Origin of the sequence: Pseudomonas sp. KCJK9000 (genome assembly GCF_046230725.1) — a bacterium.
GTDB classification, from domain to species: Bacteria; Pseudomonadota; Gammaproteobacteria; order Pseudomonadales; family Pseudomonadaceae; genus Aquipseudomonas; species Aquipseudomonas promysalinigenes.
The window spans coordinates 101,706-123,506 of sequence record NZ_JBJJLN010000005.1 but is presented as its reverse complement, the minus strand read 5'-3'; the positions used below and the strand labels follow the sequence as shown (position 1 = coordinate 123,506).

Annotated in this window: 21 protein-coding genes; 9 read left to right on the top strand and 12 right to left on the bottom strand. The window is 62.8% G+C overall.

Annotated elements, in window-relative coordinates; genetic code table 11:
* Window positions 1-112: 112 nt before the first annotated feature.
* The 4 genes from ACK59H_RS04135 to ACK59H_RS04120 all read left to right on the top strand — a co-directional run bounded on the left by ACK59H_RS04135 (window position 113) and on the right by ACK59H_RS04120 (window position 5,046).
* Complete coding sequence (locus ACK59H_RS04135; RefSeq protein WP_060476449.1) at window positions 113-1,762, top strand: MFS transporter; 1,650 nt, start codon at window positions 113-115, stop codon at window positions 1,760-1,762.
* A complete protein-coding gene (locus tag ACK59H_RS04130) occupies window positions 1,759-2,901 on the top strand; it encodes an HlyD family secretion protein (RefSeq protein WP_060476450.1) in 1,143 nt (380 codons plus the stop codon). Before ACK59H_RS04135 ends, ACK59H_RS04130 begins: the two co-directional genes overlap by 4 nt.
* Window positions 2,902-3,227: 326 nt before the next feature.
* Window positions 3,228-4,526 (top strand): MFS transporter, encoded by a 1,299-nt coding sequence (locus ACK59H_RS04125; RefSeq protein ID WP_060476451.1) that lies wholly within the window; start codon window positions 3,228-3,230, stop codon window positions 4,524-4,526.
* Window positions 4,527-4,740: 214 nt separating this feature from the next.
* Window positions 4,741-5,046 carry a hypothetical protein gene (locus tag ACK59H_RS04120; protein WP_060476452.1) on the top strand — a complete coding sequence of 102 codons (306 nt, stop codon included), beginning with the start codon at window positions 4,741-4,743 and terminating at the stop codon, window positions 5,044-5,046.
* Window positions 5,047-5,127: 81 nt separating this feature from the next.
* Here ACK59H_RS04120 and ACK59H_RS04115 read toward each other — a convergent pair whose 3' ends face one another.
* The gene (locus ACK59H_RS04115) at window positions 5,128-6,060 is read right to left on the bottom strand and encodes a LysR family transcriptional regulator (RefSeq protein ID WP_060476453.1); all 933 of its coding nucleotides are present in this window, start codon (window positions 6,058-6,060) and stop codon (window positions 5,128-5,130) included.
* 123 nt (window positions 6,061-6,183) lie between these two features.
* Here ACK59H_RS04115 and ACK59H_RS04110 point away from each other — a divergent pair, with 123 nt between their 5' ends.
* Window positions 6,184-6,444, top strand: a complete 261-nt coding sequence (locus ACK59H_RS04110) for a DUF2790 domain-containing protein (protein WP_060476454.1) — start codon at window positions 6,184-6,186, stop codon at window positions 6,442-6,444.
* Between the two features lies 1 nt (window position 6,445).
* Here the strand turns inward: ACK59H_RS04110 and ACK59H_RS04105 are convergent, their stop codons facing one another.
* A complete protein-coding gene (locus tag ACK59H_RS04105) occupies window positions 6,446-7,141 on the bottom strand; it encodes a tRNA (adenine(22)-N(1))-methyltransferase TrmK (RefSeq protein ID WP_060476621.1) in 696 nt (231 codons plus the stop codon).
* A 139-nt stretch (window positions 7,142-7,280) separates the two neighbouring features.
* Between ACK59H_RS04105 and ACK59H_RS04100 the strand changes: the two genes are divergently transcribed.
* The 3 genes from ACK59H_RS04100 (at window position 7,281) to ACK59H_RS04090 (ending at window position 11,997) form a co-directional block, all read left to right on the top strand.
* Entirely contained in the window at window positions 7,281-7,640 is a 360-nt protein-coding gene (locus ACK59H_RS04100; protein ID WP_060476455.1) for a RidA family protein, read from the top strand.
* A gap of 73 nt (window positions 7,641-7,713) precedes the next feature.
* Window positions 7,714-9,810: a TonB-dependent receptor family protein gene (locus ACK59H_RS04095; RefSeq protein WP_409264266.1), complete on the top strand. Its 2,097-nt coding sequence runs from the start codon at window positions 7,714-7,716 to the stop codon at window positions 9,808-9,810.
* A gap of 186 nt (window positions 9,811-9,996) precedes the next feature.
* Window positions 9,997-11,997 carry a U32 family peptidase gene (locus ACK59H_RS04090; RefSeq protein WP_060476457.1) on the top strand — a complete coding sequence of 667 codons (2,001 nt, stop codon included), beginning with the start codon at window positions 9,997-9,999 and terminating at the stop codon, window positions 11,995-11,997.
* A 91-nt stretch (window positions 11,998-12,088) separates the two neighbouring features.
* On the opposite strand, the gene ACK59H_RS04085 is transcribed toward ACK59H_RS04090, so the two are convergent.
* From ACK59H_RS04085 to ACK59H_RS04075, 3 genes are all read right to left on the bottom strand, one after another.
* A complete protein-coding gene (locus ACK59H_RS04085; RefSeq protein ID WP_186477183.1) occupies window positions 12,089-13,483 on the bottom strand; it encodes an aspartate aminotransferase family protein in 1,395 nt (464 codons plus the stop codon).
* An 84-nt stretch (window positions 13,484-13,567) separates the two neighbouring features.
* Entirely contained in the window at window positions 13,568-14,416 is an 849-nt protein-coding gene (locus ACK59H_RS04080) for a LuxR C-terminal-related transcriptional regulator (protein WP_409264265.1), read from the bottom strand.
* Window positions 14,417-14,569: 153 nt separating this feature from the next.
* Window positions 14,570-15,925 carry a PAS domain-containing methyl-accepting chemotaxis protein gene (locus ACK59H_RS04075; protein ID WP_060476459.1) on the bottom strand — a complete coding sequence of 452 codons (1,356 nt, stop codon included), beginning with the start codon at window positions 15,923-15,925 and terminating at the stop codon, window positions 14,570-14,572.
* A 249-nt stretch (window positions 15,926-16,174) separates the two neighbouring features.
* Between ACK59H_RS04075 and ACK59H_RS04070 the strand changes: the two genes are divergently transcribed.
* Window positions 16,175-17,089, top strand: coding sequence for a LysR family transcriptional regulator (locus tag ACK59H_RS04070; RefSeq protein ID WP_060476460.1), 915 nt, complete (start codon window positions 16,175-16,177; stop codon window positions 17,087-17,089).
* A gap of 18 nt (window positions 17,090-17,107) precedes the next feature.
* Here ACK59H_RS04070 and madM read toward each other — a convergent pair whose 3' ends face one another.
* The 7 genes from madM to ACK59H_RS04035 form a co-directional block, all read right to left on the bottom strand.
* Entirely contained in the window at window positions 17,108-17,872 is a 765-nt protein-coding gene (gene madM / locus ACK59H_RS04065; protein ID WP_060476461.1) for a malonate transporter subunit MadM, read from the bottom strand.
* A gap of 5 nt (window positions 17,873-17,877) precedes the next feature.
* Window positions 17,878-18,279 carry a malonate transporter subunit MadL gene (madL, locus tag ACK59H_RS04060; RefSeq protein WP_060476462.1) on the bottom strand — a complete coding sequence of 134 codons (402 nt, stop codon included), beginning with the start codon at window positions 18,277-18,279 and terminating at the stop codon, window positions 17,878-17,880.
* A 63-nt stretch (window positions 18,280-18,342) separates the two neighbouring features.
* A complete protein-coding gene (mdcH, locus tag ACK59H_RS04055) occupies window positions 18,343-19,260 on the bottom strand; it encodes a malonate decarboxylase subunit epsilon (protein WP_060476463.1) in 918 nt (305 codons plus the stop codon).
* Complete coding sequence (locus ACK59H_RS04050; protein WP_060476464.1) at window positions 19,257-19,871, bottom strand: malonate decarboxylase holo-ACP synthase; 615 nt, start codon at window positions 19,869-19,871, stop codon at window positions 19,257-19,259. The genes mdcH and ACK59H_RS04050 overlap by 4 nt, the downstream gene beginning before the upstream one ends.
* 1 nt (window position 19,872) lies before the next feature.
* Window positions 19,873-20,664, bottom strand: a complete 792-nt coding sequence (gene mdcE, locus ACK59H_RS04045; protein ID WP_060476465.1) for a biotin-independent malonate decarboxylase subunit gamma — start codon at window positions 20,662-20,664, stop codon at window positions 19,873-19,875.
* Window positions 20,661-21,509 carry a biotin-independent malonate decarboxylase subunit beta gene (locus tag ACK59H_RS04040; protein WP_060476466.1) on the bottom strand — a complete coding sequence of 283 codons (849 nt, stop codon included), beginning with the start codon at window positions 21,507-21,509 and terminating at the stop codon, window positions 20,661-20,663. The genes mdcE and ACK59H_RS04040 overlap by 4 nt, the downstream gene beginning before the upstream one ends.
* A complete protein-coding gene (locus ACK59H_RS04035) occupies window positions 21,502-21,801 on the bottom strand; it encodes a malonate decarboxylase subunit delta (protein WP_060476467.1) in 300 nt (99 codons plus the stop codon). The genes ACK59H_RS04040 and ACK59H_RS04035 overlap by 8 nt, the downstream gene beginning before the upstream one ends.

The window sequence follows — 21,801 nt, the reverse complement described above, 5'->3', positions numbered from 1 at the left end:
GTTGGGCCAGCGCAACAAAGCGCCGACGGGTTGCGCTCATGGTCAAACGCACCAAAGCCTTGACTCAAACATCTGTTCACACAGCCACAAGCCCTGAAGTACAGTCAGCGCCATGAACAAATACGCCCCGCGCCAGTGGCTGCCCCACGAAAAACCCAGCCTCCCCGGCTCCCCTTCCACGCCTCTGCATTCCCCGGCCAAGCGCCTGGCATTCGGGTTGGTCGGGCTGCTGGTGGCGATCACCGGTGGCCTGGGTAATGCTTTGGTCACTGCCAACCTGGTGTTTCTACAAGGCGCGCTAGGCGCGACCAGTGCCGAGATGGCCTGGCTGCCAGCGGCCTATGTGATGACCAACGTGTCGATGAATCTGTTGTTGGTCAAGTTCCGCCAGCAGTTCGGCCTGCGCGCTTTTACCGAAGTGTTTCTGGTGCTGTATGTCCTGGTGACCTTCGCCCACTTGTTGGTCAACGATTTGAACTCGGCCATCGCCGTGCGCGCCGCCCACGGCATGGTGGGCGCCGCGCTGAGTTCGCTTGGGCTTTATTACATGATCCAAGCGTTCCCCGAGCGTTGGCGGCTCAAGGCCATGGTGCTGGGCCTGGGCGCGTCGCAGCTGGCGCTGCCGCTTGCGCGGATTTTCTCCGAAGACCTGCTGCAAATGGCGCAATGGCGTGGCCTGTACCTGTTCGAACTGGGGCTGGCACTGTCGGCACTGGGCTGCGTGCTGTTACTCAAGCTGCCACCGGGGGACCGCTTCAAAACCTTCGAACCGCTGGACTTCCTCACTTTCACCTTGATGGCCAGCGGGGTGGCCCTGCTTTGCGCCGCCCTGTCCCTGGGGCGTATCGACTGGTGGCTGGAAGCACAATGGATTGGCGTGGCCTTGGCCTGCTCCATCGCCCTGATCTTCACCGGCCTTGCCATCGAGCACAACCGCCAGAACCCACTGTTGATGACCCGCTGGTTGGGCAGCGGCGCGATCATTCGCCTGGGCCTTTGCGTCATTCTGATTCGCATGGTCACCTCTGAGCAGTCCACCGGCGCAGTGGGCTTTTTGCAAATGCTCAACATGGGCAGCGAACAGATGCGCCCCCTGTACTGGGTCATGCTGCTGGGGGCCGTTGCGGGCCTGGCCAGCAGTGCGCTGACCATCAGCCCAAAGCACCTGATCATTCCGCTGTTCGTTTCGCTGTTGGCAATGGCCACGGGGGCGTTCATGGACAGCCACTCCAGTAACCTCACGCGCCCCGCGCAAATGTACCTGAGCCAATTCCTGCTGGCGTTTGGCAGCACCTTTTTCCTCGGCCCGTCGATGGCCCTGGGCATCAGCCATGTGCGCGCCAACCCGCGCAACCTGGTGAGCTTCTCGGTGCTGTTCGGCATTTGCAACAACCTCGGTGGGTTGATCGGCGCAGCGTTGCTGGGCACCTTCCAAACCTGGCGCGAGAAGTTTCATTCCAACCACCTAGTGGACCGCCTCAGCTTCCTGGAACCGCTGGTCAGCGCCCGTGTTCAAAGTGGCGGCGCGGGCTATGCAAGGGTGCTCGCCGACCCGGCGCTGCGCAGCGAAGCAGGCCTGCGCGCGTTGGCCAACGCCGCCACGCGCGAGGCCAATGTGATGGCCTATAACGATGTATTCATGCTGATCGGCAGCATCGCCGTGCTGACCATGTTCTGGATTACCCTTCGCGGTTCCTGGCTGTGGTATGTCTCGCGCCAGGCTGCATCCCCCGACGCCACCAGCGGTACCGCCAGCCAATGACCGAAGATACTCGCAGCACCACCACCACTGACCTTGCCGAAACCCCAGAGGGCAGCGCGCCACCCAGTCAACCCACAAGCCCTGTGCGCACGCGGCGGGTACGTATTCTGTCGTCGATCAGTTTTGCCTGCGTGGCATTGGCAGGCGTACTGGTCGTGCTGTACGCCTGGAACCTGCCGCCCTTCAGCAGGGCCATCGAAAGCACCGAAAATGCCATGGTGCGCGGCCAGGTGACGATCATTGGGCCGCAGTTGAGCGGCTATGTGGTCCAGGTGCCGGTGCATGATTTTCAGTTCGTCAAAGCCGGCGACTTATTGGTGAAGCTGGACGACCGCATCTACACCCAGCGCCTGGCCCAGGCCATCGCACAGCTGCAACAGCAACAGGCGGCGCTGGCCAATAATCAACAGCAGCGCATCAGTGCCCAAGCCACCATCGCCCAGCGCCAGGCGGCGATCAACGATGCAGCGGCGCAGGCCAACAAGGCCAAGGCTGACCTTGCCCGCAACCAGGCGCTGGTCAGCGACGGGTCGGTGTCTCGCAGCGCCCTGGACCTTGCCCGGGCCAGTGAAGCGGCCGCCGTGGCCAGCCTGGCCCAGGCCAAGGCTGCGCTGGAAATCGCCCGCCAGGACCGCGAAACGGTCATCGTCAACCGCGCTTCGCTGGAGGCCTCGGTGGAAAACGCCAAAGCGGCCGTCGAGCTGGCTCGCATCGACCTGGACAACACCCGTATCACTGCACCGCGCGATGGCCAGCTGGGTCAGATTGGCACGCGTCTGGGTGCCTACGTCAACTCCGGCGCGCAATTGATGGCACTGGTGCCCGATACCTTGTGGGTGGTCGCCAACATGAAGGAAACCCAGATGGCCGATGTGCGGATCGGTCAACCCGTGAGTTTTACCGTCGACGCCTTGAACCACTACAAGCTGTATGGCCACGTGCAGCAGATTTCACCGGCAACCGGCTCCGAGTTCGCCCTGCTCCAGGCCGACAACGCCACCGGTAACTTCGTGAAGATTGCTCAGCGTATTCCAGTGCGCATTACCGTCGACCCCGACCAGCCTGAGGCGGCACGTTTGCGCCCGGGGATGTCGGTGGTAGTGAGCATCGACACCCGCGAACCTGCAGGGCACCATTGATTGCCACCCTGCGGCGTCCTGTCGCAGGCATTGACCTCTTGGGCAAATCGTACATAAGCCGTAGAATCGCGCATCCTTTTCGCCCGTCGCCTTGAACGGTGGCAACCGGCAGCAACGACACAGTCCAGGCCTGACACATGCCCCCATGTGAAATAGGCTCAACCGAACCCGCCCAGCCCACTTCCTTCAGGGGCTAGCGGTTGAGTCTTGCCCAGGTCGCATCCAGCCCAGGCACATCCGTGCAGTTTTTTCGGCCCTCCATGGGGCCGTTTTGCGTGGGCGTTCGAAAAGGCGTTTTCTGACCGCCACTCCAACTTGAGGTTTGTATGTCTGCGCGTTTGCTGGCCATGGCGCTGGCGCCCTTGCTCGGGCTGTTCATCATTGCCCTGGGCAACGGCTTTATGTCTTCCCTTACCACCCTGCGCCTGGACGCTGCCGGCGAATCGGCAACGACCATCGGTATCGTCTCGTCGACCTACTTCATCGGCCTGACCCTGGGCGCCATCTTCAACGATCGGTTGATCCTGCGTATTGGCCATATCCGTGCCTACACCAGCTTTGCCTCGCTGATCGCTGCAACCATTTTGCTGCAAGGTCTGTTCTACGACACCACCTGGTGGTCGGTACTGCGCCTGATCAACGGCTGGGCGGCAGTGGGCGTTTTCCTGGTGATCGAAAGCTGGTTGCTGCTGGCCGGTGACGCGAAGATCCGTGGGCGCCTACTGGCGCTGTACATGATCGCGTTTTACGGCGCAGGTGTGATTGCCCAGGCAGGCCTTGGCGAAATCACCCAGTTGGGCGAAAGTGCCCCGTTCATGCTCGCCGGCATGCTGGCGGCGCTGTCGGTGCTGCCGATCGTGATTCTGCCGCGGGTATCGCCGCTGCTGGACCAGGTCGAGCCGCTCAAGCCTCGGCAACTGCTGGGCGTGGCACCCTCGGGGCTGGTCGGCTGCTTCGGCTCGGGTGTGGTGATTGCCGGCATCTACGCGCTGTTGCCGCTGTACTTACAGCGCATCGGCCTGGATGTTGGCGAGGTCGGCAACATGATGGCCTGGGTGATCCTCGGCGCCATGCTGCTGCAATATCCGGTGGGGCGCTGGTCCGACCGTAAGGACCGCCAGGATGTTCTGATCGCCTTGGCCGCGCTTTGCATGGTGCTGTCGCTGGTGACGGTGTTCCTGCCTTCGCATTCTGCGCTGCTGCCGGCGATGCTGTTCCTGCTCGGGGGCGGTGTGTTCGCCCTGTACCCTGTGGCGGTCAGCCATGCAGCCGACCGAGCGCCGTCCGATGCGCTGGTGCCGATGATCCAAGGGTTGCTGCTGATCAACTCACTGGGCTCGGCGATGGCGCCGTTGGCCATTTCGCCGGCCATGACTGAGTATGGCGAAGTGGGGTTGTTCTGGGCCTTTGCCGTGGTCAACCTGGGCATGGTGTGTTTCTTCCTCTGGCGGCGTGGTAAGCGGCCGGCCGCTGAGCACCCTGCGCCGTTCACGGCTTCGACCACCTTCTCACCGACCGGTGCCGAGTTGCGGGTGACCGAAGACCTGATGCATGCGGCGCAGGAGCACCCACCGCTTCAGCCTGCACAGGCCAGTGAAACGGCAGCGCAGCCAGACGCCAGGTAGCCGAAGGGTCGCTGAAGCGTAACGCTGCCCCCTCAAGGCCGACCTTGCCTGAATTGGGGACAGCCGCGAACACCGGGGCAGGCTTTGCAATCAGCCCCAGTATGAGGCGTTGTCACGAACTGGGCAGTGATTGCTACCGCCCGTCGCCTGTCGGGCACCCCTGCCACGCACGTGGGCCAAAGCAATGACAGATCATCCTTACTGGAGACGTGCCATGACCCGCGTTCACTCGATGTTGCTCGCCCTAGCCGTAGGCCTCGCCACCACGACCAGCTACGCCGCAACGGACATGACCAATACCGACAGCCACCCGAAAGTCGACGAGCGCGGCGGCAAGACCGCCGGCGAAGGTAGCAGCGTCAACAGCCCAGGCGGTACCAAAGACAACGACAGCAGCGATACCGGCAGCAACACTGATGCCGCCGATGGTGCAGCCGGCGGCTCGAACAGTACCGGTGAAGCCACAGGCTCCGGCGCAGGCCACAGCGGTGGTACCGCTGAAGACCAGGACAGCCGCTGACCGACTGCCCCTTGCCCGGCTCTGGGCGACTCTAATCACGAACACGGCCACTTCAGCGGGATTCACCGCTGGATGGCCGTTTCAGCTCCAGTATCGCGGTTCGTCGACAATCCTTGCGTGGGCTTCGAACAGCTCCGGCAGGCGTTCCTTGAGGTAGTCGATCCAGGTCCTGACCTTGGCGTCAAGGTAGTGCCGGGAAGGGTAAATGGCATAAAGCGCGTTTTCGCGCAGGCGGTACGGCGCCAGTAAGCGGCGCAGGCGCCCTTGCTCGATGGACTGGCTGGCGGTGTAAAACGGCAGCAGACCTATGCCCATACCCAGTTCGGTGGCAACCAGCATCGCATCCGCCACATTGGTCAGGAAGCTGTCGCGCGGCGCGATCACGCATGGATCCACGCCTTGGGGAAACACCCAATCACCTTCATGCATGGGATACGCCATGCGTAGGCAGCGGTGCTCGTGCAGGTCTGCCGGCCGCTCGGGCACGCCATGGTTTGCGAGATAGCTGGGCGCGGCACAGGGAATACTGAAGATGGTGCCCAACGGTACTGCGATCAGTTGCGAGTCGGGCAAGGCCTGGTCAACGGTGATGACCACATCGTGCCCTTCTGCAAGGGGGTCGGGGTTACGTTGGGACAGCGTCAGCTCTATCGCCACGTCTGGGTAGAGTGTGTTGTAGTCGGCCACCAGCGGCATCAGCAGCATGCCCAAACCATGTGGGCAATGCAGCCGCAAGCGCCCCCGGGGGGTGAGGTGCGCCCCACGCGCTTCTTCCATGGCTTCGTCGGTCAGCGCCATGATTTGCCGCGCCCGCTCCAGGAAGCGCTCGCCTGCCTCGCTCATGCGCAGGCGCCGCGTGGTGCGGTGCAGCAGGCGGGTCTGTAACTGGTTTTCAAGTTCAGCGACGATGCGCGACACCTGTGCCGCAGAGATGTCGAGGGCGTTGGCGGCTGCAGCGAAGCTGCCGCATTCCACTACACGGGCAAACGTACGCATGGCGTGCAGCATATCCATCGGGCCTAATTCCTCGATCAGTCGGATTCATACGCTCAAGGCAAGAATCTATCACGAGTTAGGGCATTTATTGAAAATCACCAATGAATGCATGATGGCGCAACCGTGCAAAAGGAGTACGCCATGAAAGTTTCCATCGCTGTAGCCGCGCTGTCGGCGGCGCTTGCCTCATGCGGCGCGTTGGCCGGCTCATCCACGGGCGAAACAGACGCCAAGCCGTATTCTTATGGCATGCCGCTGGATATCGCCAAGGTGATATCGATCACCCCGGCCAGCAACGCGGCGCGCTGCCAGGTCGGTACGGCGCATATGGTCTATGTCGATCACCAAGGCCAGGAACATGCCGTGGACTACCGGGAAATGGGCAACTGCTCGCAGCAGTGAGTCAGGCCAGTACCGCGTTGATCCAGCCAATCTGCTGGGCGAAATCTTCCCGTTTTTCCGCCGCCACCGCTTCGCGTGCCCGCTCGAAGTTGGCCAGGCTTTGTTGTTTCTGGCGCAGCATGCGTTGCCATTTGTGCAAAAATGCTGGGGCTTTTTCGCGCATCAGCAGCGGTCCGAAGTACAACTCTTCAGCGCTGTAGGTCACCCCTTCGCCGGGCTCGGCGACGATGATTTCATAGTCGAAACGGTTTTCCCGCAGCAACTCCTCGCTGACGATTTGGTAGCCGTTGCGCATCAGCCACTCGCGCAGTTCGCGTTCATCGCCATTGGGCTGCAGGACCAGGCGCTCGGTGCCGTTGAGCCGGGCTTTACCACGCTCAAGAATTTCGCACATGGTTTTGCCGCCCATACCGCACAGGGTAATGGCGCTGATGCAGTCGGTAGGCTGCAGGGCCTCCAGGCCGTCGGCCAGGCGCACGGTCACCACCTGGGTCAAGCCGTTGCGGGCCACGTTGCGCAGGGCCGATGCATAAGGCACTTGCGCCACCTCCCCGGCTACCGCGGCGGTGATACCACCGCGCAGGGCCAGGGCCACCGGCAGGTAGCCATGGTCCGAGCCGATGTCAGCCAGACGCGCGCCTTGCGGTACATGGGCCGCCACACGCTCCAGGCGCATCGATAATGTCTTTTCGTTCAACACCAGCCCCTTGCTCAAAGTCGCCGGCGATTCTGACGGCCCAGGCGTGGTATTTCAATGCATACAGGCCCAACGGCTCGACCCTCGCGGCCTGCTCGCGTAGGCTTGCAGCTTTCCTTCCGTAGCAAGGCATGTACCCATGGCAGAGCTCATCTATACGCCCGATTCCGACGCCGACTCCATTTCCTCCGATGTAGCCCAGTACAATGGCATTCTGGTGACCACTCAGATCCCGACCAACCTGGAGGGTGACATCACTGAGCAGAGCGAAAGCATGCTGCAGGCGCTCAAAGAGGCGCTGGAAGGGGCCGGCAGCGGTATGGACCGGGTCATGCACCTGACCATCTACCTGACCGACATGGCCGACCGCGCGGCCTTCAACGAGGTGTACCAACGTTTCTTCAGCAAGCCATGGCCAGTGCGTGCGGCAGTTGGCGTGGCGGCCCTCGCCTATCCTGAGATGCGTGTGGAAGTCACGGCCATGGCGGCCAAACGTTAACCCGATTTGAACTGTGGCTGGGGCTTGGCGGCTTGCCTCCCAAGCCCTTGAAGCCACCCACGCAGGACGCTGCATGCATTCCCCCTTTTTTCGCCGCAAGGCTCTGATTGCCCTGCTACCTGGGCTGTGCCCGCTCGCCCAGGCCGAAACCGCCAGCACCTTTAACGTGCTTGAGCCGGTGGTGGTCACCGGCACCTACGCGCCCAACCCCAGCTTCGACCTGCCCTACTCCATCGATACCGTGGACCGCCAGCAGATCGCCGATGGCCAACTGGGCGTCAACCTGTCCGAGGCGCTCAACCGCGTACCTGGGCTGGTGGTGCAGAACCGCCAGAACTACGCCCAGGACCTGCAGATTTCTTCACGTGGCTATGGTGCCCGCGCTGCCTTTGGCATCCGTGGCATCAAACTGCTCAGCGACGGCATCCCGGCCAGCACACCGGACGGGCAAGGCCAGGCCGCGTCGTTGAACCTGGATGTAGCTGACCGTATCGAGGTGCTACGCGGCCCTGCCTCGGCCATTTATGGCAGCAATGCCGGCGGCGTGATCCAGATGTTCACCCGCGACGGCTCAGGCCCGCCCAAGGTTGGCGCCGAAACCACCGTCGGCAGCGATGGCTACAACAAGAACCACCTCTACAGTGAAGGCGGCACCGAGCAGGCAGGCTTCGTGCTCGATGCCTCGCGCATGGACACCGATGGCTACCGCGACCACAGTGCAGCGCACCGCGACCAGACCTTCGCCAAGGTGCATGTCAAACCCGACGAGGACAGCCGTCTGGCGTTGGTTGTCAGCACCTTGGAGCAAAATGGCACTCAGGACCCTTTGGGGCAGACCTGGGAGGCCTACCAGCACGCGCCGCGCTCGGTCGCTGCGCGCGCCGAGCAGTACAACACCCGCAAGAGCATCCACCAGCAGCAGCTGGGCATGAACTATGAGCGCTACATTGGCGATGCCACTTTGCAGTTCAACCTGTATGGCGGCAAACGTAGCGTCATTCAGTACCTGTCGATCCCAAAGGGCACGGCTGCCAACAACCGTGGCGGCGGCGTGGTGGATTTCGACCGTGAGTTCCATGGTGGCACCCTGCGCTGGATCCAGCCGATCAGCGCAGCGCCCGGCAACCTGAGGCTGACGGTGGGTGCCGACTACGACCGCAGCCGGGACGACCGCCGCGGCTTTCAGAACTTCAGCGGCGACACCTTGGGCGTGAAGGGCGAGCTGCGCCGTAATGAACAGGACACCGCCACCAGCCTGGACCCTTACGTACAAGCGCATTGGGAACTGGAGCGCTGGACCGTCGATGCCGGCCTGCGCCACAGCAGCATGCGCCTGCAGGTAGACGACCGCTTCCTGGCCAACGGCGACGCCAGCGGTTCGAAGAAATACCAGCGCACCACGCCGACGCTGTCGGTGATGTATGCCTTTACCCCGGACCTGCACGGCTATATCAGCGCTGGCAAGGCCTTCGAAACCCCCACCCAGGCCGAGATGGCCTATGCCCCTGGTGCACTGGAGGGCTTCAACTTCGGCCTTGAGCCGGCCACCAGTGTTCAGTACGAGCTGGGCTTGAAGATGCGGCCGGATCAACGCACGCGGGTCAACGCCGCCATATTCGAGATCCGCACCAAGGACGAGATCGTGGTAGCCGCCTCCACCGATGGCCGCACCAGCTACCGCAACGCCGGCAAAACCCTGCGCCGGGGCCTGGAGCTTGGCGTTGAACGCGAACTGAATGAGCAGTGGCAGGCCAACCTGGCCTTCACCTTGCTCGATGCCACTTATGATCAGGCCTTTACCCAAGGCAGCACGACCATCGACAAAGGCAATCAGCTGCCTGGCGTGCCGCGCAGCAGCCTGTTCGGGGAGCTGGTGTGGAAGCCTCGCGAGGGCGTCAGCATGGGCCTTGAAGGGCAATACCGGAGCAAGGTGTATGTCGAAGACACCAATGACCAGCATGCGGCGCCGGGATACGCGGTGTTCAACTGGCGCACGCGCTTGCAGCAGCAAGTCGGGCCTTGGACATTCCACCAAGTGGTGCGCCTGGATAACCTGCTGGACCGTCAGTACGTCGGGTCGGTAATCGTCGGCGATGGCAATGGCCGCTACTACGAGGCAGCGCCGGGCCGGTCGTGGTACGCCGGGGCTGGAATGGAATATCAGTTCTAGGTTCAAGAGCCCTTCGGATGAACCCGCTCCCAGCGGGCCTGCGCCGACTTCGAGCTGGCCGCCAGCGCCTGTACCCGCTAAATGCGTCACAACGGCCAATGCACCTCCCGGCACCCGAAGGTGTCAGGCAGGCATTTCACCGCTACAATGCCGCCCTAAACCGTGACAGCCCGAACCTATAACGCCATGTCCCTGCCAAAGAATCACCTGGAACTGCTCAGCCCCGCCCGTGACGTCGCCATCGCCCGCGAGGCGATCCTGCACGGTGCTGATGCCATCTACATCGGTGGCCCGAGCTTCGGTGCTCGCCACAATGCCTGCAATGAAGTCGGTGATATCGCCGAACTGGTCGAGTTCGCTCATCGCTACCACGCCCGGGTGTTCACCACCATCAACACCATCCTGCACGACAACGAGCTGGAGCCGGCGCGCAAGCTGATCCACCAGCTCTACGACGCTGGCGTCGACGCCCTGATCGTGCAGGACCTGGGGGTGATGGAGCTGGATATCCCGCCGATCGAACTGCATGCCAGCACCCAGACCGACATTCGCACCCTGGAGCGGGCCAAGTTCCTCGACCAGGCCGGGTTCTCCCAACTGGTGCTGGCCCGCGAGCTGAACCTGCAACAGATTCGCGCCATCGCCAGCGAAACCGACGCGGCCATCGAATTCTTCATCCACGGTGCGTTGTGCGTGGCGTTCTCGGGCCAGTGCAACATCTCCCATGCCCAGACCGGGCGCAGCGCCAACCGCGGTGACTGCTCCCAGGCTTGCCGCCTGCCGTATACCCTCAAGGACGACCAAGGCCGCGTCGTGGCGTTCGAGAAGCACCTGCTGTCGATGAAAGACAACAACCAGACCGCCAACCTGGCGGACCTGGTGGATGCAGGCGTGCGTTCGTTCAAGATCGAGGGTCGGTACAAGGACATGGGGTATGTGAAAAACATCACTGCCCATTACCGTAAAGAGCTCGATGCCATTCTCGAAGGGCGACCAGAACTGGCCCGCGCTTCCAGCGGCCGTACCGAGCATTTTTTCCTGCCCGACCCGGACAAGACCTTCCACCGTGGCAGCACCGATTATTTCGTCACTGACCGCAAAGTCGACATCGGCGCCTTCGACTCGCCGACCTTCACCGGCCTTGAAGTTGGCGTGGTGGAAAAAGTCGGCAAGCGTGACTTGCACGTGGTCACCCAAGTGCCGTTGACCAACGGTGACGGCCTCAATGTGTTGGTCAAGCGTGAAGTGGTGGGGTTTCGCGCCAACATCGCCGAGCCCCGTGGCGAGTTCGAGGAAGACGGCCAGAAGCGCTACCGCTACCGCGTCGAACCTAATGAGATGCCCGAAGGCCTGCACAAGCTGCGACCGAACCACCCGCTTTCACGCAACCTCGACCACAACTGGCAGCAGGCGCTGCAACGCACCTCGTCCGAGCGCCGGGTTGGCGTGCAATGGCATGCAGTACTGCGCGAGCAACGGCTGATGCTGAGCGTCAGCAGCGAAGAAGGCGTCAGCGTGCAGGTGGCCCTGGATGGCCCGTTCGGCGTTGCCAACAAGCCACAGCAGGCACTGGAGCAGTTGCACGACCTGCTGGGCCAGCTGGGCACCACGATGTACCACGCTACCGCTATCGAGCTGGACGCGCCGCAGGCATTCTTCATCCCTAACTCGCAGCTCAAGGCCCTGCGCCGTGAAGCCATCGAAGCGCTGACCGACGCCCGCGTGCAGGCCCACCCCCGTGGCGGGCGCAAGGCCGAAACCTCGCCGCCTCCGGTGTACCCGGAGTCGCACCTGTCGTTCCTGGCCAACGTCTACAACCAGAAAGCCCGCGACTTCTACCACCGCCATGGTGTGCAGTTGATCGACGCCGCCTATGAAGCCCACGAAGAACACGGCGAAGTGCCGGTGATGATCACCAAGCACTGCCTGCGCTTCTCGTTCAACCTGTGCCCCAAACAGGCCAAGGGTGTGACCGGTGTACGTACCAAGGTGGCGCCTATGCAGCTGATCCAGGGCGACGAAGTGCTGACGTTGAAGTTCGACTGCAAGCCGTGCGAAATGCATGTCATCGGCAAGATGAAGAGCCATATCATCGACCTGCCGACACCAGGCAGCGCGGTGGCGCAGGTTGTCGGGCACATCAGCCCCGAAGACCTGCTCAAGACCATACCGCGCGCACCGCATTGATCACCGCCCTTCAGGCCCATTCGCACCTTGAAACGCTTCTTTTAGGAGCGGCTTGAGCCGCGAATGGGCCCCGCGGCGGCCCGCTTCGACCTCAGAGAACCCCCAACCCTCGGGCGGTGCGATCCACTGCAAGGCGGGTTTTTTCCACTAGTTCATCCAGCTCACTGTGGTTGGCCACCAAGGCCGGCGCCATGATCATCCGCCCCAGGGTGGAACGGATGATCACCCCCTCCTCGAAGCCATAGGTGCGGCACTGCCAGGCCAAATCGTTTTCATTGGCGTAACGTTTCCGGCTGCCCTTGTCCTCGGTAAACTGCAGCGCCGCCACCAGGCCTGCGCCCTGTACCTGACCGATCAGCGGATGGTTGGCGAACACTTCGCGCAGAATGCGCTGCAGGTACGGGCCTGTGTCTTCCTTGACCTGGCGCACGATGCCTTCATCGCGCAGGGCCTTGAGGTTGGCGATGGCCACCGCAGCCGCCACCGGGTGCCCGGAATAGGTCAGGCCATGGGCGAACACGCCGCCGCGCTCCACCAGGGCCTGGGCAATACGCTTGCTCAGCACCAGGCCGCCCATTGGCACGTAACCTGAAGTCAGGCCTTTGGCGATCGACAAGGTGTCCGGCTCGAAGCCAAAGTATTCGTGGGCGAACCACTCGCCAGTGCGGCCAAAACCGCCGATGACCTCATCGGCACACAGCAGCACATCGTATTGGCGGCAGATCCGTTGGATCTCGGGCCAGTAGCTTTCTGGCGGGAAAATCATGCCGCCCGCGCCCTGGAACGGCTCGGCGATGAAGCCGGCAACGTTCTCGGCACCCAGCTCAAGGATTTTCTCCTCCAGTTGCAGGGCGCAGCGGCGGCCGAACTCGGCCGGGGTCAAATCCCCCCCTGCGGCATACCAGTAAGGCTCATCGATATGCGCCACATCCGGGATCAAGCCGCCCATCTCGTGCATGAACTTCATGCCGCCCAGCGCAGTGGCGGCCAAGGTGGAGCCGTGGTAGCCGTTCCAGCGGCCGATCATGATCTTCTTGCTGGGCTGCCCGACCACCTGCCAATAACGCCGCACGGTGCGGATCAGCACTTCGTTGGCTTCGGAGCCTGAGTTGGTATAGATGGCGTGGCTGTAGTGGCCTGGCAGCAGGCTGAACAACAGCTCGGACAGTTCGATCACCGCCGGGTGGGTGGTGTGGAAGAACATGTTGTAGTAGGCCAGTTGGTCCATCTGCGCAGCGGCCGCTGCCGTCAGGTCCTTGCGGCCATAGCCGAGCTGGGTGCACCACAGGCCAGACATACCATCCAGGTAACGCTTGCCGTCGCTGTCCCACAAATGCAGACGTTCGCCACCAACCATCACTCGCGGGCCCTCGGCGTTCAGCGCTTTTTGATCGAGGAAAGCGTGGATGTGGTGCGCAGCGTCGCCCGCCTGATAATCACGGGTTTCACGCAGGGTATGCAGCTTGGCTTGAAACGGTGCGTTCATTGTTGTTCTCCGGGGTAAAACGCGGCGTGCAGTTGGCCCTGCCAGGCCGCTGACAGTAAAAACGAGTTGGCTGAAATGGCGCCCTCAGCGCCTGCGCAGGTAGCTTTCCAGTGGGTCTTTGCTCAGCCCTTCCTGCGCTTGGGCAAGTGAGTCGATGAACAGTGAAAACAGTTCGGATTGCTTGGCGATATCGAGCTTGGTGTAAAGGTTCTTGCGGTGAGTTTTCACCGTGTCTTCACTGATGCCCAGGCGTTCGGCCAACGAGCGGGTCGAGTGGCCGCGTAGCAGATACTGGGCGATATGGCACTCGCGCTCGGTGAGCACCGAGGAGCCGAAATTGTTCAGGGCGGCGCTGATTTGGCGGCCAAGCGCGCTTTCGAAACGCCCGCCCAGGGCGTCGGCGTCCAGGTGGCTCCACTGCCGGCGCACCGTCGCGACCACCCACGGTGCCACGCACTTCAAGTCATTGACCTGCTGGCGATCCAACCGGCCGGTGCTGCCCAGGGCGACGGCGATGGTCAGGTGCTCGTCGAGTGGCACGATGAAATTGAGCTCGTCTTCCAGGTGCGCGTGCTGATAGAACGCCAGGTAGTACTCGCTGCGCTTGAAGTGGTCAGGGGCGACATCGCTCAGGCGGTAGCAGCCAGGGGCGATGCCCTCCATGCACGCGCGGTAGAACGGGCACAGCAGGTAGTAACCTTCGAGGTACTTGTGAATGTTGCCTTCCGGCAGCCAAGGGCCCTCCTCGTCCTTTTCGAACAATGCCGAGGGCAAGCCTTTGCGGGGGTAGAGAAATACGGTAATGGCCTGGCACGGCGCGATGAGCTTGAGGGCGGCGAACAACGCCTCGACGAACCCCGCAGAGCCCTGAGCGTCGACGACACGGGCCATTTGCGCGTACCAGTCGGGCGATTTCAGCCGGTCTTTGCTCATTGTCGTGGTCCCATGCCGGGGTTGTTATGGTTGGCATTCTTGCATGGGGCCGCAGATGCCGACCATCACCCTTCGGGGTGAGCTACAGCCAGCAGCTTCAGGGGGCAGTCGAGTGCGCGCTGAAAGCATGCAGTGCGCACCCGCAACCGCCGTTTACCCGACCCAGCCAACCGCTGTTTTGGGGATCACGTCTGACTCATCGAGCTTGGAGGCGAACATACTTACCGCTTCTACGGCATCGCTGGTGCCACTACGAATCTGCACGATCACAGCGCCTGCCTGATCGGCCAGCATCACGCCGCGTTGGGCGCCTTCCTGGGTGGCGTTCATGCTAGCGACGGCATCACGGGTTTCAGCAAGGATCTTGCCGATCATTTCGGCAATTTCTGCCGTGGAGCGGCTGGTACGTCCGGCCAGTTGCCGGACCTCATCGGCTACGACCGCAAAGCCTCGGCCTTGGTCGCCTGCCCGCGCCGCTTCGATCGCCGCATTGAGTGCGAGCAGGTTTGTCTGGTCGGCAATGCCACGAATGGTATTGACGATGGCCGTGATCTGTTCGGAGCGGTCCCCCAGTTGCCCAACCAGCCTGGCGGAAGCGCCGATTTTTTCAGCGATCTGACGCATCTCCTTGGCTGTATCGCCAATGACTTGAGCACCGTGTTCGGCCACCCTCTCGGTTTCAGCGGAAATATGGTACGCCCGGGAAGCACTGCGAGAATCTTCTTCGAAGCGCTCGACGCGCTCGGTGATATCACTGGCGAACTTGACGATTTTCGACAACTTGCCAGCGGCGTCGTACACCGGGTTGTAGGTCGCTTCCAGCCAAACCACTCGACCGTGCTTACCAAGGCGTTTGAACTGACCACTGAAGAACTCACCCGTGTTCAACCGACGCCAGAAGTCGCTGTATTCGCTGCTATCGACCAGGCTGGCTTCACAGAACAGGCGGTGATGCTTGCCTTTGAGCTCGTTCAGGCCAAAGCCCATGGTCCTCAGGAAATTGTCGTTGGCCCAAAGGATATTGCCATCGAGGTCGAACTCGATCACGGCCATGGCGCGGTCGAGCGCCGCAAGCTTACCGCGAGTCAGCGCTTGCTGACCCACGTTCTCGGTGACGTCCAAGGCATATTTGACGATCTTGCTCACCTGGCCGCGCTCGTCCAGCACAGGGTTGTAACTGGCTTCCAGCCAGACGTTCTTCCCCGACGCGTTGACACGCTGGAACGTCCCCGACACGAACTTACCAGCGCGCAGCTCAGACCAGAACTGGCTGTAATCGGCACTGCCAACCAGCGCAGGCGTGCAGAAGTCTCGATGCGATTTGCCGAGCAATTGCTCGGCGGCATAGCCCATGGTGGCGAGAAAATTGTCATTGGCTCGCAGCACCTTCCCATCCAGGCCAAACTCCACAACCGCCATGGAGCGACCCAGCGCTTCGAACAATCCCTTGTAACTCTGGACTTCAGCCTTCCTGGCCTCTAGTTCATCTTTGAGTGATTTATTGAACATGGAGTGACCTCGGAGTAACCGTCAAGGGATTCGACGTAACTTGCTATCGGCGCGCCATCGCGCGCCTGAATGGTAACGGGGCGGATTATTATTTGACGTCATTGAATCGCCCGCCTGGCATCCGGCGAGGGCGACGGTGGGCCAGTTCGCCATGCAAGTCCCGACGGGCACATGGCTGATTTCGATGACGCTGTCAGGCTTACGCCTGTGGCATGATCAAGGCCCCCTAACCGCGCTGGCCCAATCGGCATGCTGATCGACGAAGAACTGACTCTGAAAAAGCTCGAGACCTTTCTGGCCTTCATGCGCAGCGGCAACCTCGGCCGGGCGGCCGCCGACCTGTCGACCAGTGCGGTCAGCGTACACCGGGCCATTCACTCCCTGGAAAGTGCACTGCGCTGCCCGCTGTTCAAGCACGAAGGCCGCCAGTTGATCCCCTTGGAAAGCGCCTACGTGCTGGAGAAAAAAGCCCGGCAGCTGATTCAGGACGCCGAACAGATGGTGCGCCACACCCGCGAGGCGGCTGGTTTCTATGCCGAGCGTTTTCGTCTTGGCGCGCTGTACTCGCTGACCGTCAAGACCGTACCGAAGCTGGTGATGGGCTTGAAGCTTCGGCGCAGCGAGCTGAACATCGACCTGACCCTGGGCTCGAATGTCGACCTGTTGCAGCGCCTGAAAAACCACGAACTGGAAGCCATTCTGGTATCGCTGGACGACGGCGCGGCAGATCCGGCCTGCGAACAGCTGGCGCTGTTCTGCGACGATATCTTCCTCGCGGTGCCTACCGACTCGCCGTTCGCCGAGCAACAAGAGGTGGACCTGGCGGACCTGGCCGACTCCACCTTCATCACCCTGACACCCGGCTTCGCCACCCATCGCGACGGTGCGCGGGTGTTCCAGCAAGCAGGTTTCGAACCGAAGGTGGCGATGCAGGTGAACGACATCTTCACCCTGCTGAGCATGGTCAGCTCAGGCGTAGGCTTTGCATTGTTACCGGGGCGTATCGCAGCCGTGTACGAAAACCGGGTCAAGCTGATAGCCCTGCAGGCGCGCTACCGCCTGCAGCAGCATATCGGCGTGGTGTTCCTCAAGGCGCGCGAGCGCGAACCGAACCTGCTGGCCTTGCTGGCCGAGTGCCGGATGTACAGCGCCGCCTTGGGCTGAGCCGCAGCGGCGCTGGGTTCATGCAGCTACCGCACGCATGATGAAGAACAACAACGAAGGCCCAAGCAGGCAACCCAACGCCGTGTAGAACGCTGCGGTCAGGCAACCGTAAGGCACCAGTTTCGGGTCGGTGGCGGCCAGCCCACCAGCCACACCACTGGAGGTGCCCATCAAGCCGCCGAAAATCACGGCGGTGCGCGGGTTGTTCAAGCCGATCATCGGCGCCACGAAGGGTGTGGCTATCATCACCAGGATGGCTTTGACCAGCCCTGCGGCAATCGACAAGGCCATGACTTCGGAACTGGCGCCGATGGCCGCACCGGTTACCGGGCCAACGATATAGGTCACTGCGCCCGTGCCGATGGTGGTCAGGCTGACCGCATCGGTGTAACCGAAGGCCAGCGCAACCCCCACGCCCGCCACGAATGACACCCCGATGCCGAAGAACAACGAAATGACGCCAGAAACACCGGCACGCTTGAGCTCTTCGATGTTCACACCAAAGGCCGTGGCAACGATTGCGAAGTCTCGCAACATCGCACCGCCCAATAAGCCGATACCCGAAAGCAGCGGAATATCCACCAGGCCTTTGTGGCCACCTGTTATTGCGCCGCCAAAGTAACTGAGCACAAGGCCCAGAAAGATAGCGATGGCCGAGCCGTGCAGGCGGCCATGGGTCAGCTTTGCCGACAGCCAGTAAGACAGCCACATGGTCACGCCAATCACTGCAAAGCCGCTCACCAGGCCGTAGCCACTGATCACTTTCATCATCGATTCGTACATGGCGGTCACCGTTGTGGCGTGGTCAGAGGTTTGTCGGCAACCGGCTCAGGCTTTTTTTGGCCCAGGCGGTCCAGCAACGGCACCATGGCGAAACTGGCCACCACGGCGGCGGTGCCGGCAAGCACTGCCATCGGCCCACCCGCCAGGGCACCGAATACGTTCTGCTGCGCGGCCATGGCCACCACGATGGGGATGTAGATGGCGCTCCAGAACTCCACGCCTTGTTCGGATTTGGCCGTTATCAGGCCCCGTTTGTTGAGGTAACTGCCGATGAAGATCAGCAGCAGCATGGCGATGCCCACACCGCCGACATTGGCAGGCACGCCCAAAAGCTTGCCCAGCAGCTCGCCGATGAACAGGCCGACCAAGGTGCACAAGGCCAGGAAAGCTACACCGTAGATAATCATTGTTATTGTCCTCGCGTTGGGTCGAAGTTGCTTGTTGTTGTCCTTCGAAAAACACGGCACCGCTCAGTATCGGCCCACCTCCTGGCGCATCAGCGCATCGACGGTGTCCCAGCGCGTGGCGTCAAGCGCCAACACCCTGCCTTGCTCGAACACCGGCCGGGCCAGGCCGCTGAGCACGCTGCCCGGTGGCATTTCCAGGTGCAGGCGCACACCGCGTTCATAGGCGTTGCGCAACGTAGCACGCCAGTCGACCAGCCGGGCCATGTTGCCAGCCAGGTCATCGCGCAGGCGTTGCGGGTCGTGGATAGGGCGCGCAGTGCTACCGCTCAGGTAGCTGATGCGCGGGCGGCGTAACTCGATACCGGCAAAGGCCGTCGCCAGTTGTTGGGCTGGGCCGTCGAGCAAGGCGCAGTGTGAGGGCACGCTCACCGCCAGGCGCCGGGCCACGCCCTGCCCGCGCGCGCGGGCCCGGGCCGCGACCTCGGCCATGGCGGTGTCACTGCCGGCTATGACGATCTGGTTGTCGCTATTGAGGTTGGCCAGGTACACCTCACCGCCGACTTCGGCCAGCAGGCGTTCGGCCGATGCCTGGTCAAGGCCGCTCAGTGCAGTCATGCCATAGCCTTGCGGGTAGGCACGTTGCATCAGTTCACCGCGCAGGGCGACCAGGCGTACCGCATCGGCCAATGCCAGCGCCCCGGCCGTTACCGCGGCCGGGTACGCACCGATGGATAACCCGGCAACATAGTCCGCGGCGGGGCTGCGCTGCAGCAGCCACCGCGCCCAGGCAACCCCGGCCAGCAGCAGGCAGAGCTGCACGGCGCGGGTAGACTGCAAAGCCTGAGCGCTATCGAGCGTCGAAACAGCCTCGCCTAGCACATCGCTGGCCTCTTCCAGTACCGCTGCGCCGCCCTCCGGCAGACGCTGCAGCATGCCGGGCTGCTGCGCGCCCTGGCCGGGGAACGCCCAAAGGCTGCTCACGCTGCGCACTCCATAGGGTGCCAAGGATTTTGCACAAGGCGCGGGCCCAGGGCTGACTTGAGCAACACTCGGCGCGCCTGGCCGGCCCACTCACGCAGGGCGACGGCCCCTGCCGGGGTCTCTAATTGCACATCGATACGGCATGGGCCGCAGGCGAAGGTATCAAGCAGCTGACGCGCCTTGGCACGGGTCATCGATTGCGGGGTACGTACCAACAGGTCGAGGTCGCTGGCCAGATGCACGACCGGGCAACCGGTCGCCAGTTGGTAGCCGACGCCGCCGGTTGGCCCCCAGGCCAGCCCGCTGGCATCCAGCACGGCTGCCACCGAGGGCAGCGCCTCAAGCGCAGGCCAGGGGCTTGGCGCCGACCAGCGCAGTGCCTCTGGCCGCACTTGCCGCTGGATATCACCCAAGCGCATCACCACGCCCAAGCGCTGCGCGCGCCCCTGCCCGCGTACGCCCACAGCCACCCAACCCGCGTCGCAGCTGGCACGCCTGACTACCACTGGCTGCCCGGCGGTCAGTGCCTGCACCGCCCAGGCTGGGGCATCGTCAGGCAGGCCGGCCGCCGGCATGCCCCAGAGCAGGTCATGTGGTTGTGGCAGGTTCATCTCAGGCCTCCTGCCACTGGCTGCGCAGGCGTGCCCGCACTTCACGGGAAGCTTTGCGGTGTTCGCCGGCGAGCCTGGATGTGAGATCAGTCGACTGGCCAATGTCGCGCACAGCCTCGCTCAGGCAAGCGCGCACCTGGGCAATGTCAGCGGCAGTGGGTGCGTCGGCACGCTCGACTTGCAGGCGCCGCCAGAGCAAGCCCAAGGAGGCATAACTGGCCAGGTCATACGCCATCGGCGGTACCTCGGCGGCCAGCGCCTCGAGCTGTTCGACACTGCGCAGGGTAATGCGCGCCGCCGCGGCCTTACCCATGGCATGCACCATGACCCCGCTATCATCCAGTGCGATCAGCCGTTGCGCTTGGTAGCCATGGGCCAGGAAGGCACCTGACATGGCCTTGCCGACCAGCAAGCCGATCACCGGATGCCCGGCCAGACGAGCCTGCGCATAGGCCTGCACCGCCCCGGCCAAAGCCTGGTGAATACCCAGAGCCTCCTCACGGCGGCCGTAGGCCTGGCTGGGGACATCGATGACTGCAACGATGGCCCGCTTCTGGCCTGCGCGGTCTTGTACGACGGCATCGGCCACAGCCTTGGCCAAGCCCCAACCTTCGAGCAGGCCGACTTCACCGGCACGCGCCCGCGCAAATGGGTTGTGGGCATCGGGGACCACAGCAATGAAGCGCGCCAGGCGGTTATCCAACTCGCCATCGATCACCTGCACTGACGGTGGGTAACCTGCCAGCGGCTCACCACCAGCAAGGCCTGGCAGCCAATTCAAGGCACGGTTCATTGGGCTTCTCCTTGGTAAAGGGCACGGACGGCAGCCGCGTCCAGCTGAGGGCAGTTGCCGCCTAGGCTGGCCAAGCGCTCCAGGAACCAGGCATGGCGGCCAGCGCGATCGACCGATGGCGTATCCAGCAGTTGCAGCAGCTGCTCGCGGATGCGCTCGACGTCATCGGCCACATAGGCATCCACCAAACCGCTGGCGTAACGCTGCTCGCCTCCGGTCAGGCTCCAGATGAACGGCCGGTCTTTGGCGTCGTACTCGACAATGCCGGCTTCCTGCTCGATCACCTGTGGGCCGTTGAGCCCCAAGCGAGCCTCGCGGGTGACCAACAGATGGCTGCACAACCCCGCCGCGATGGACATACCGCCGAAGCACCCCACCGCGCCGGCTACCAGGCCAATCACCGGTTGATAGCCCCGTAGTTCGACGATCGCTGCCTGAATTTCGGCAATGGCTGCCAGGCCAAGATTGGCTTCCTGCAGCCTTACCCCGCCGGTTTCCAGTAACAGCACGGCGCAGGTAGGGATGCCGTTACGATTGTCTTCGATAGCCAGTTCCAAGGCGCCTGCGATTTTGGCGCCACCGACCTCCCCCATACTGCCACCCTGGAACGCGCCCTCGATGGCCGCCACCACGGCAGGCCGACCTGCGAGCAGGCCCTTGGCAATCACTACGCCGTCGTCGGCCTGGGGCACGATGCCCTGACGTGGCAGCCAGGGGGACATCAGGCGCTCGAATGGCCCAAGCAACTCTCGGAAACTGCCCGCATCCAGCAACGCGCGGGCACGCTGGCGGGCACCGAGTTCGACGAAGCTGCGGCTTTGCAGCAGACGGGCGTTGTCAGTCATGGGCTATCTCCTCCAAGCCTTGCTCCAGGCGCAGGCGCACAACCCCAGGCGTGGCGCCGAAATCATGGATATCGATTTTCACCGCCGGTAATGCGCGGCCTTGGAACAGGCGGTCGAACAACTGCTGCCAGCGCGCAGCGCTGCCGTTCACCGACGTCACCACCTGGATGTCCAGACTGCCAGCCTGGCCAGGCTCGATCAGCACTTCGAGGTCGCCCGAGCTGACACAGCCGACCAGCGTCCGACCGCGACCGGGTTCGGCGGCGGGGAATTGAAAATTCAATGTTTCCAT

What these genes read in the sequence shown, in the direction of transcription:
- ACK59H_RS04080 (WP_409264265.1), bottom strand. Translation starts at nt 14,416, where the DNA reads ATGAGCAAAGACCGGCTGAAATCGCCCGACTGGTACGCGCAAATGGCC.
- ACK59H_RS04040 (WP_060476466.1), bottom strand. Translation starts at nt 21,509, where the DNA reads ATGACTGACAACGCCCGTCTGCTGCAAAGCCGCAGCTTCGTCGAACTC.
- madL (WP_060476462.1), bottom strand. Translation starts at nt 18,279, where the DNA reads ATGATTATCTACGGTGTAGCTTTCCTGGCCTTGTGCACCTTGGTCGGC.
- ACK59H_RS04135 (WP_060476449.1), top strand. Translation starts at nt 113, where the DNA reads ATGAACAAATACGCCCCGCGCCAGTGGCTGCCCCACGAAAAACCCAGC.
- ACK59H_RS04110 (WP_060476454.1), top strand. Translation starts at nt 6,184, where the DNA reads ATGAAAGTTTCCATCGCTGTAGCCGCGCTGTCGGCGGCGCTTGCCTCA.
- ACK59H_RS04100 (WP_060476455.1), top strand. Translation starts at nt 7,281, where the DNA reads ATGGCAGAGCTCATCTATACGCCCGATTCCGACGCCGACTCCATTTCC.
- madM (WP_060476461.1), bottom strand. Translation starts at nt 17,872, where the DNA reads ATGTACGAATCGATGATGAAAGTGATCAGTGGCTACGGCCTGGTGAGC.
- ACK59H_RS04120 (WP_060476452.1), top strand. Translation starts at nt 4,741, where the DNA reads ATGACCCGCGTTCACTCGATGTTGCTCGCCCTAGCCGTAGGCCTCGCC.
- ACK59H_RS04050 (WP_060476464.1), bottom strand. Translation starts at nt 19,871, where the DNA reads ATGAACCTGCCACAACCACATGACCTGCTCTGGGGCATGCCGGCGGCC.
- ACK59H_RS04085 (WP_186477183.1), bottom strand. Translation starts at nt 13,483, where the DNA reads ATGAACGCACCGTTTCAAGCCAAGCTGCATACCCTGCGTGAAACCCGT.
- mdcE (WP_060476465.1), bottom strand. Translation starts at nt 20,664, where the DNA reads ATGAACCGTGCCTTGAATTGGCTGCCAGGCCTTGCTGGTGGTGAGCCG.
- ACK59H_RS04115 (WP_060476453.1), bottom strand. Translation starts at nt 6,060, where the DNA reads ATGGATATGCTGCACGCCATGCGTACGTTTGCCCGTGTAGTGGAATGC.
- ACK59H_RS04125 (WP_060476451.1), top strand. Translation starts at nt 3,228, where the DNA reads ATGTCTGCGCGTTTGCTGGCCATGGCGCTGGCGCCCTTGCTCGGGCTG.
- ACK59H_RS04035 (WP_060476467.1), bottom strand. Translation starts at nt 21,801, where the DNA reads ATGGAAACATTGAATTTTCAATTCCCCGCCGCCGAACCCGGTCGCGGT.
- ACK59H_RS04130 (WP_060476450.1), top strand. Translation starts at nt 1,759, where the DNA reads ATGACCGAAGATACTCGCAGCACCACCACCACTGACCTTGCCGAAACC.
- ACK59H_RS04075 (WP_060476459.1), bottom strand. Translation starts at nt 15,925, where the DNA reads ATGTTCAATAAATCACTCAAAGATGAACTAGAGGCCAGGAAGGCTGAA.
- ACK59H_RS04070 (WP_060476460.1), top strand. Translation starts at nt 16,175, where the DNA reads ATGCTGATCGACGAAGAACTGACTCTGAAAAAGCTCGAGACCTTTCTG.
- ACK59H_RS04095 (WP_409264266.1), top strand. Translation starts at nt 7,714, where the DNA reads ATGCATTCCCCCTTTTTTCGCCGCAAGGCTCTGATTGCCCTGCTACCT.
- ACK59H_RS04090 (WP_060476457.1), top strand. Translation starts at nt 9,997, where the DNA reads ATGTCCCTGCCAAAGAATCACCTGGAACTGCTCAGCCCCGCCCGTGAC.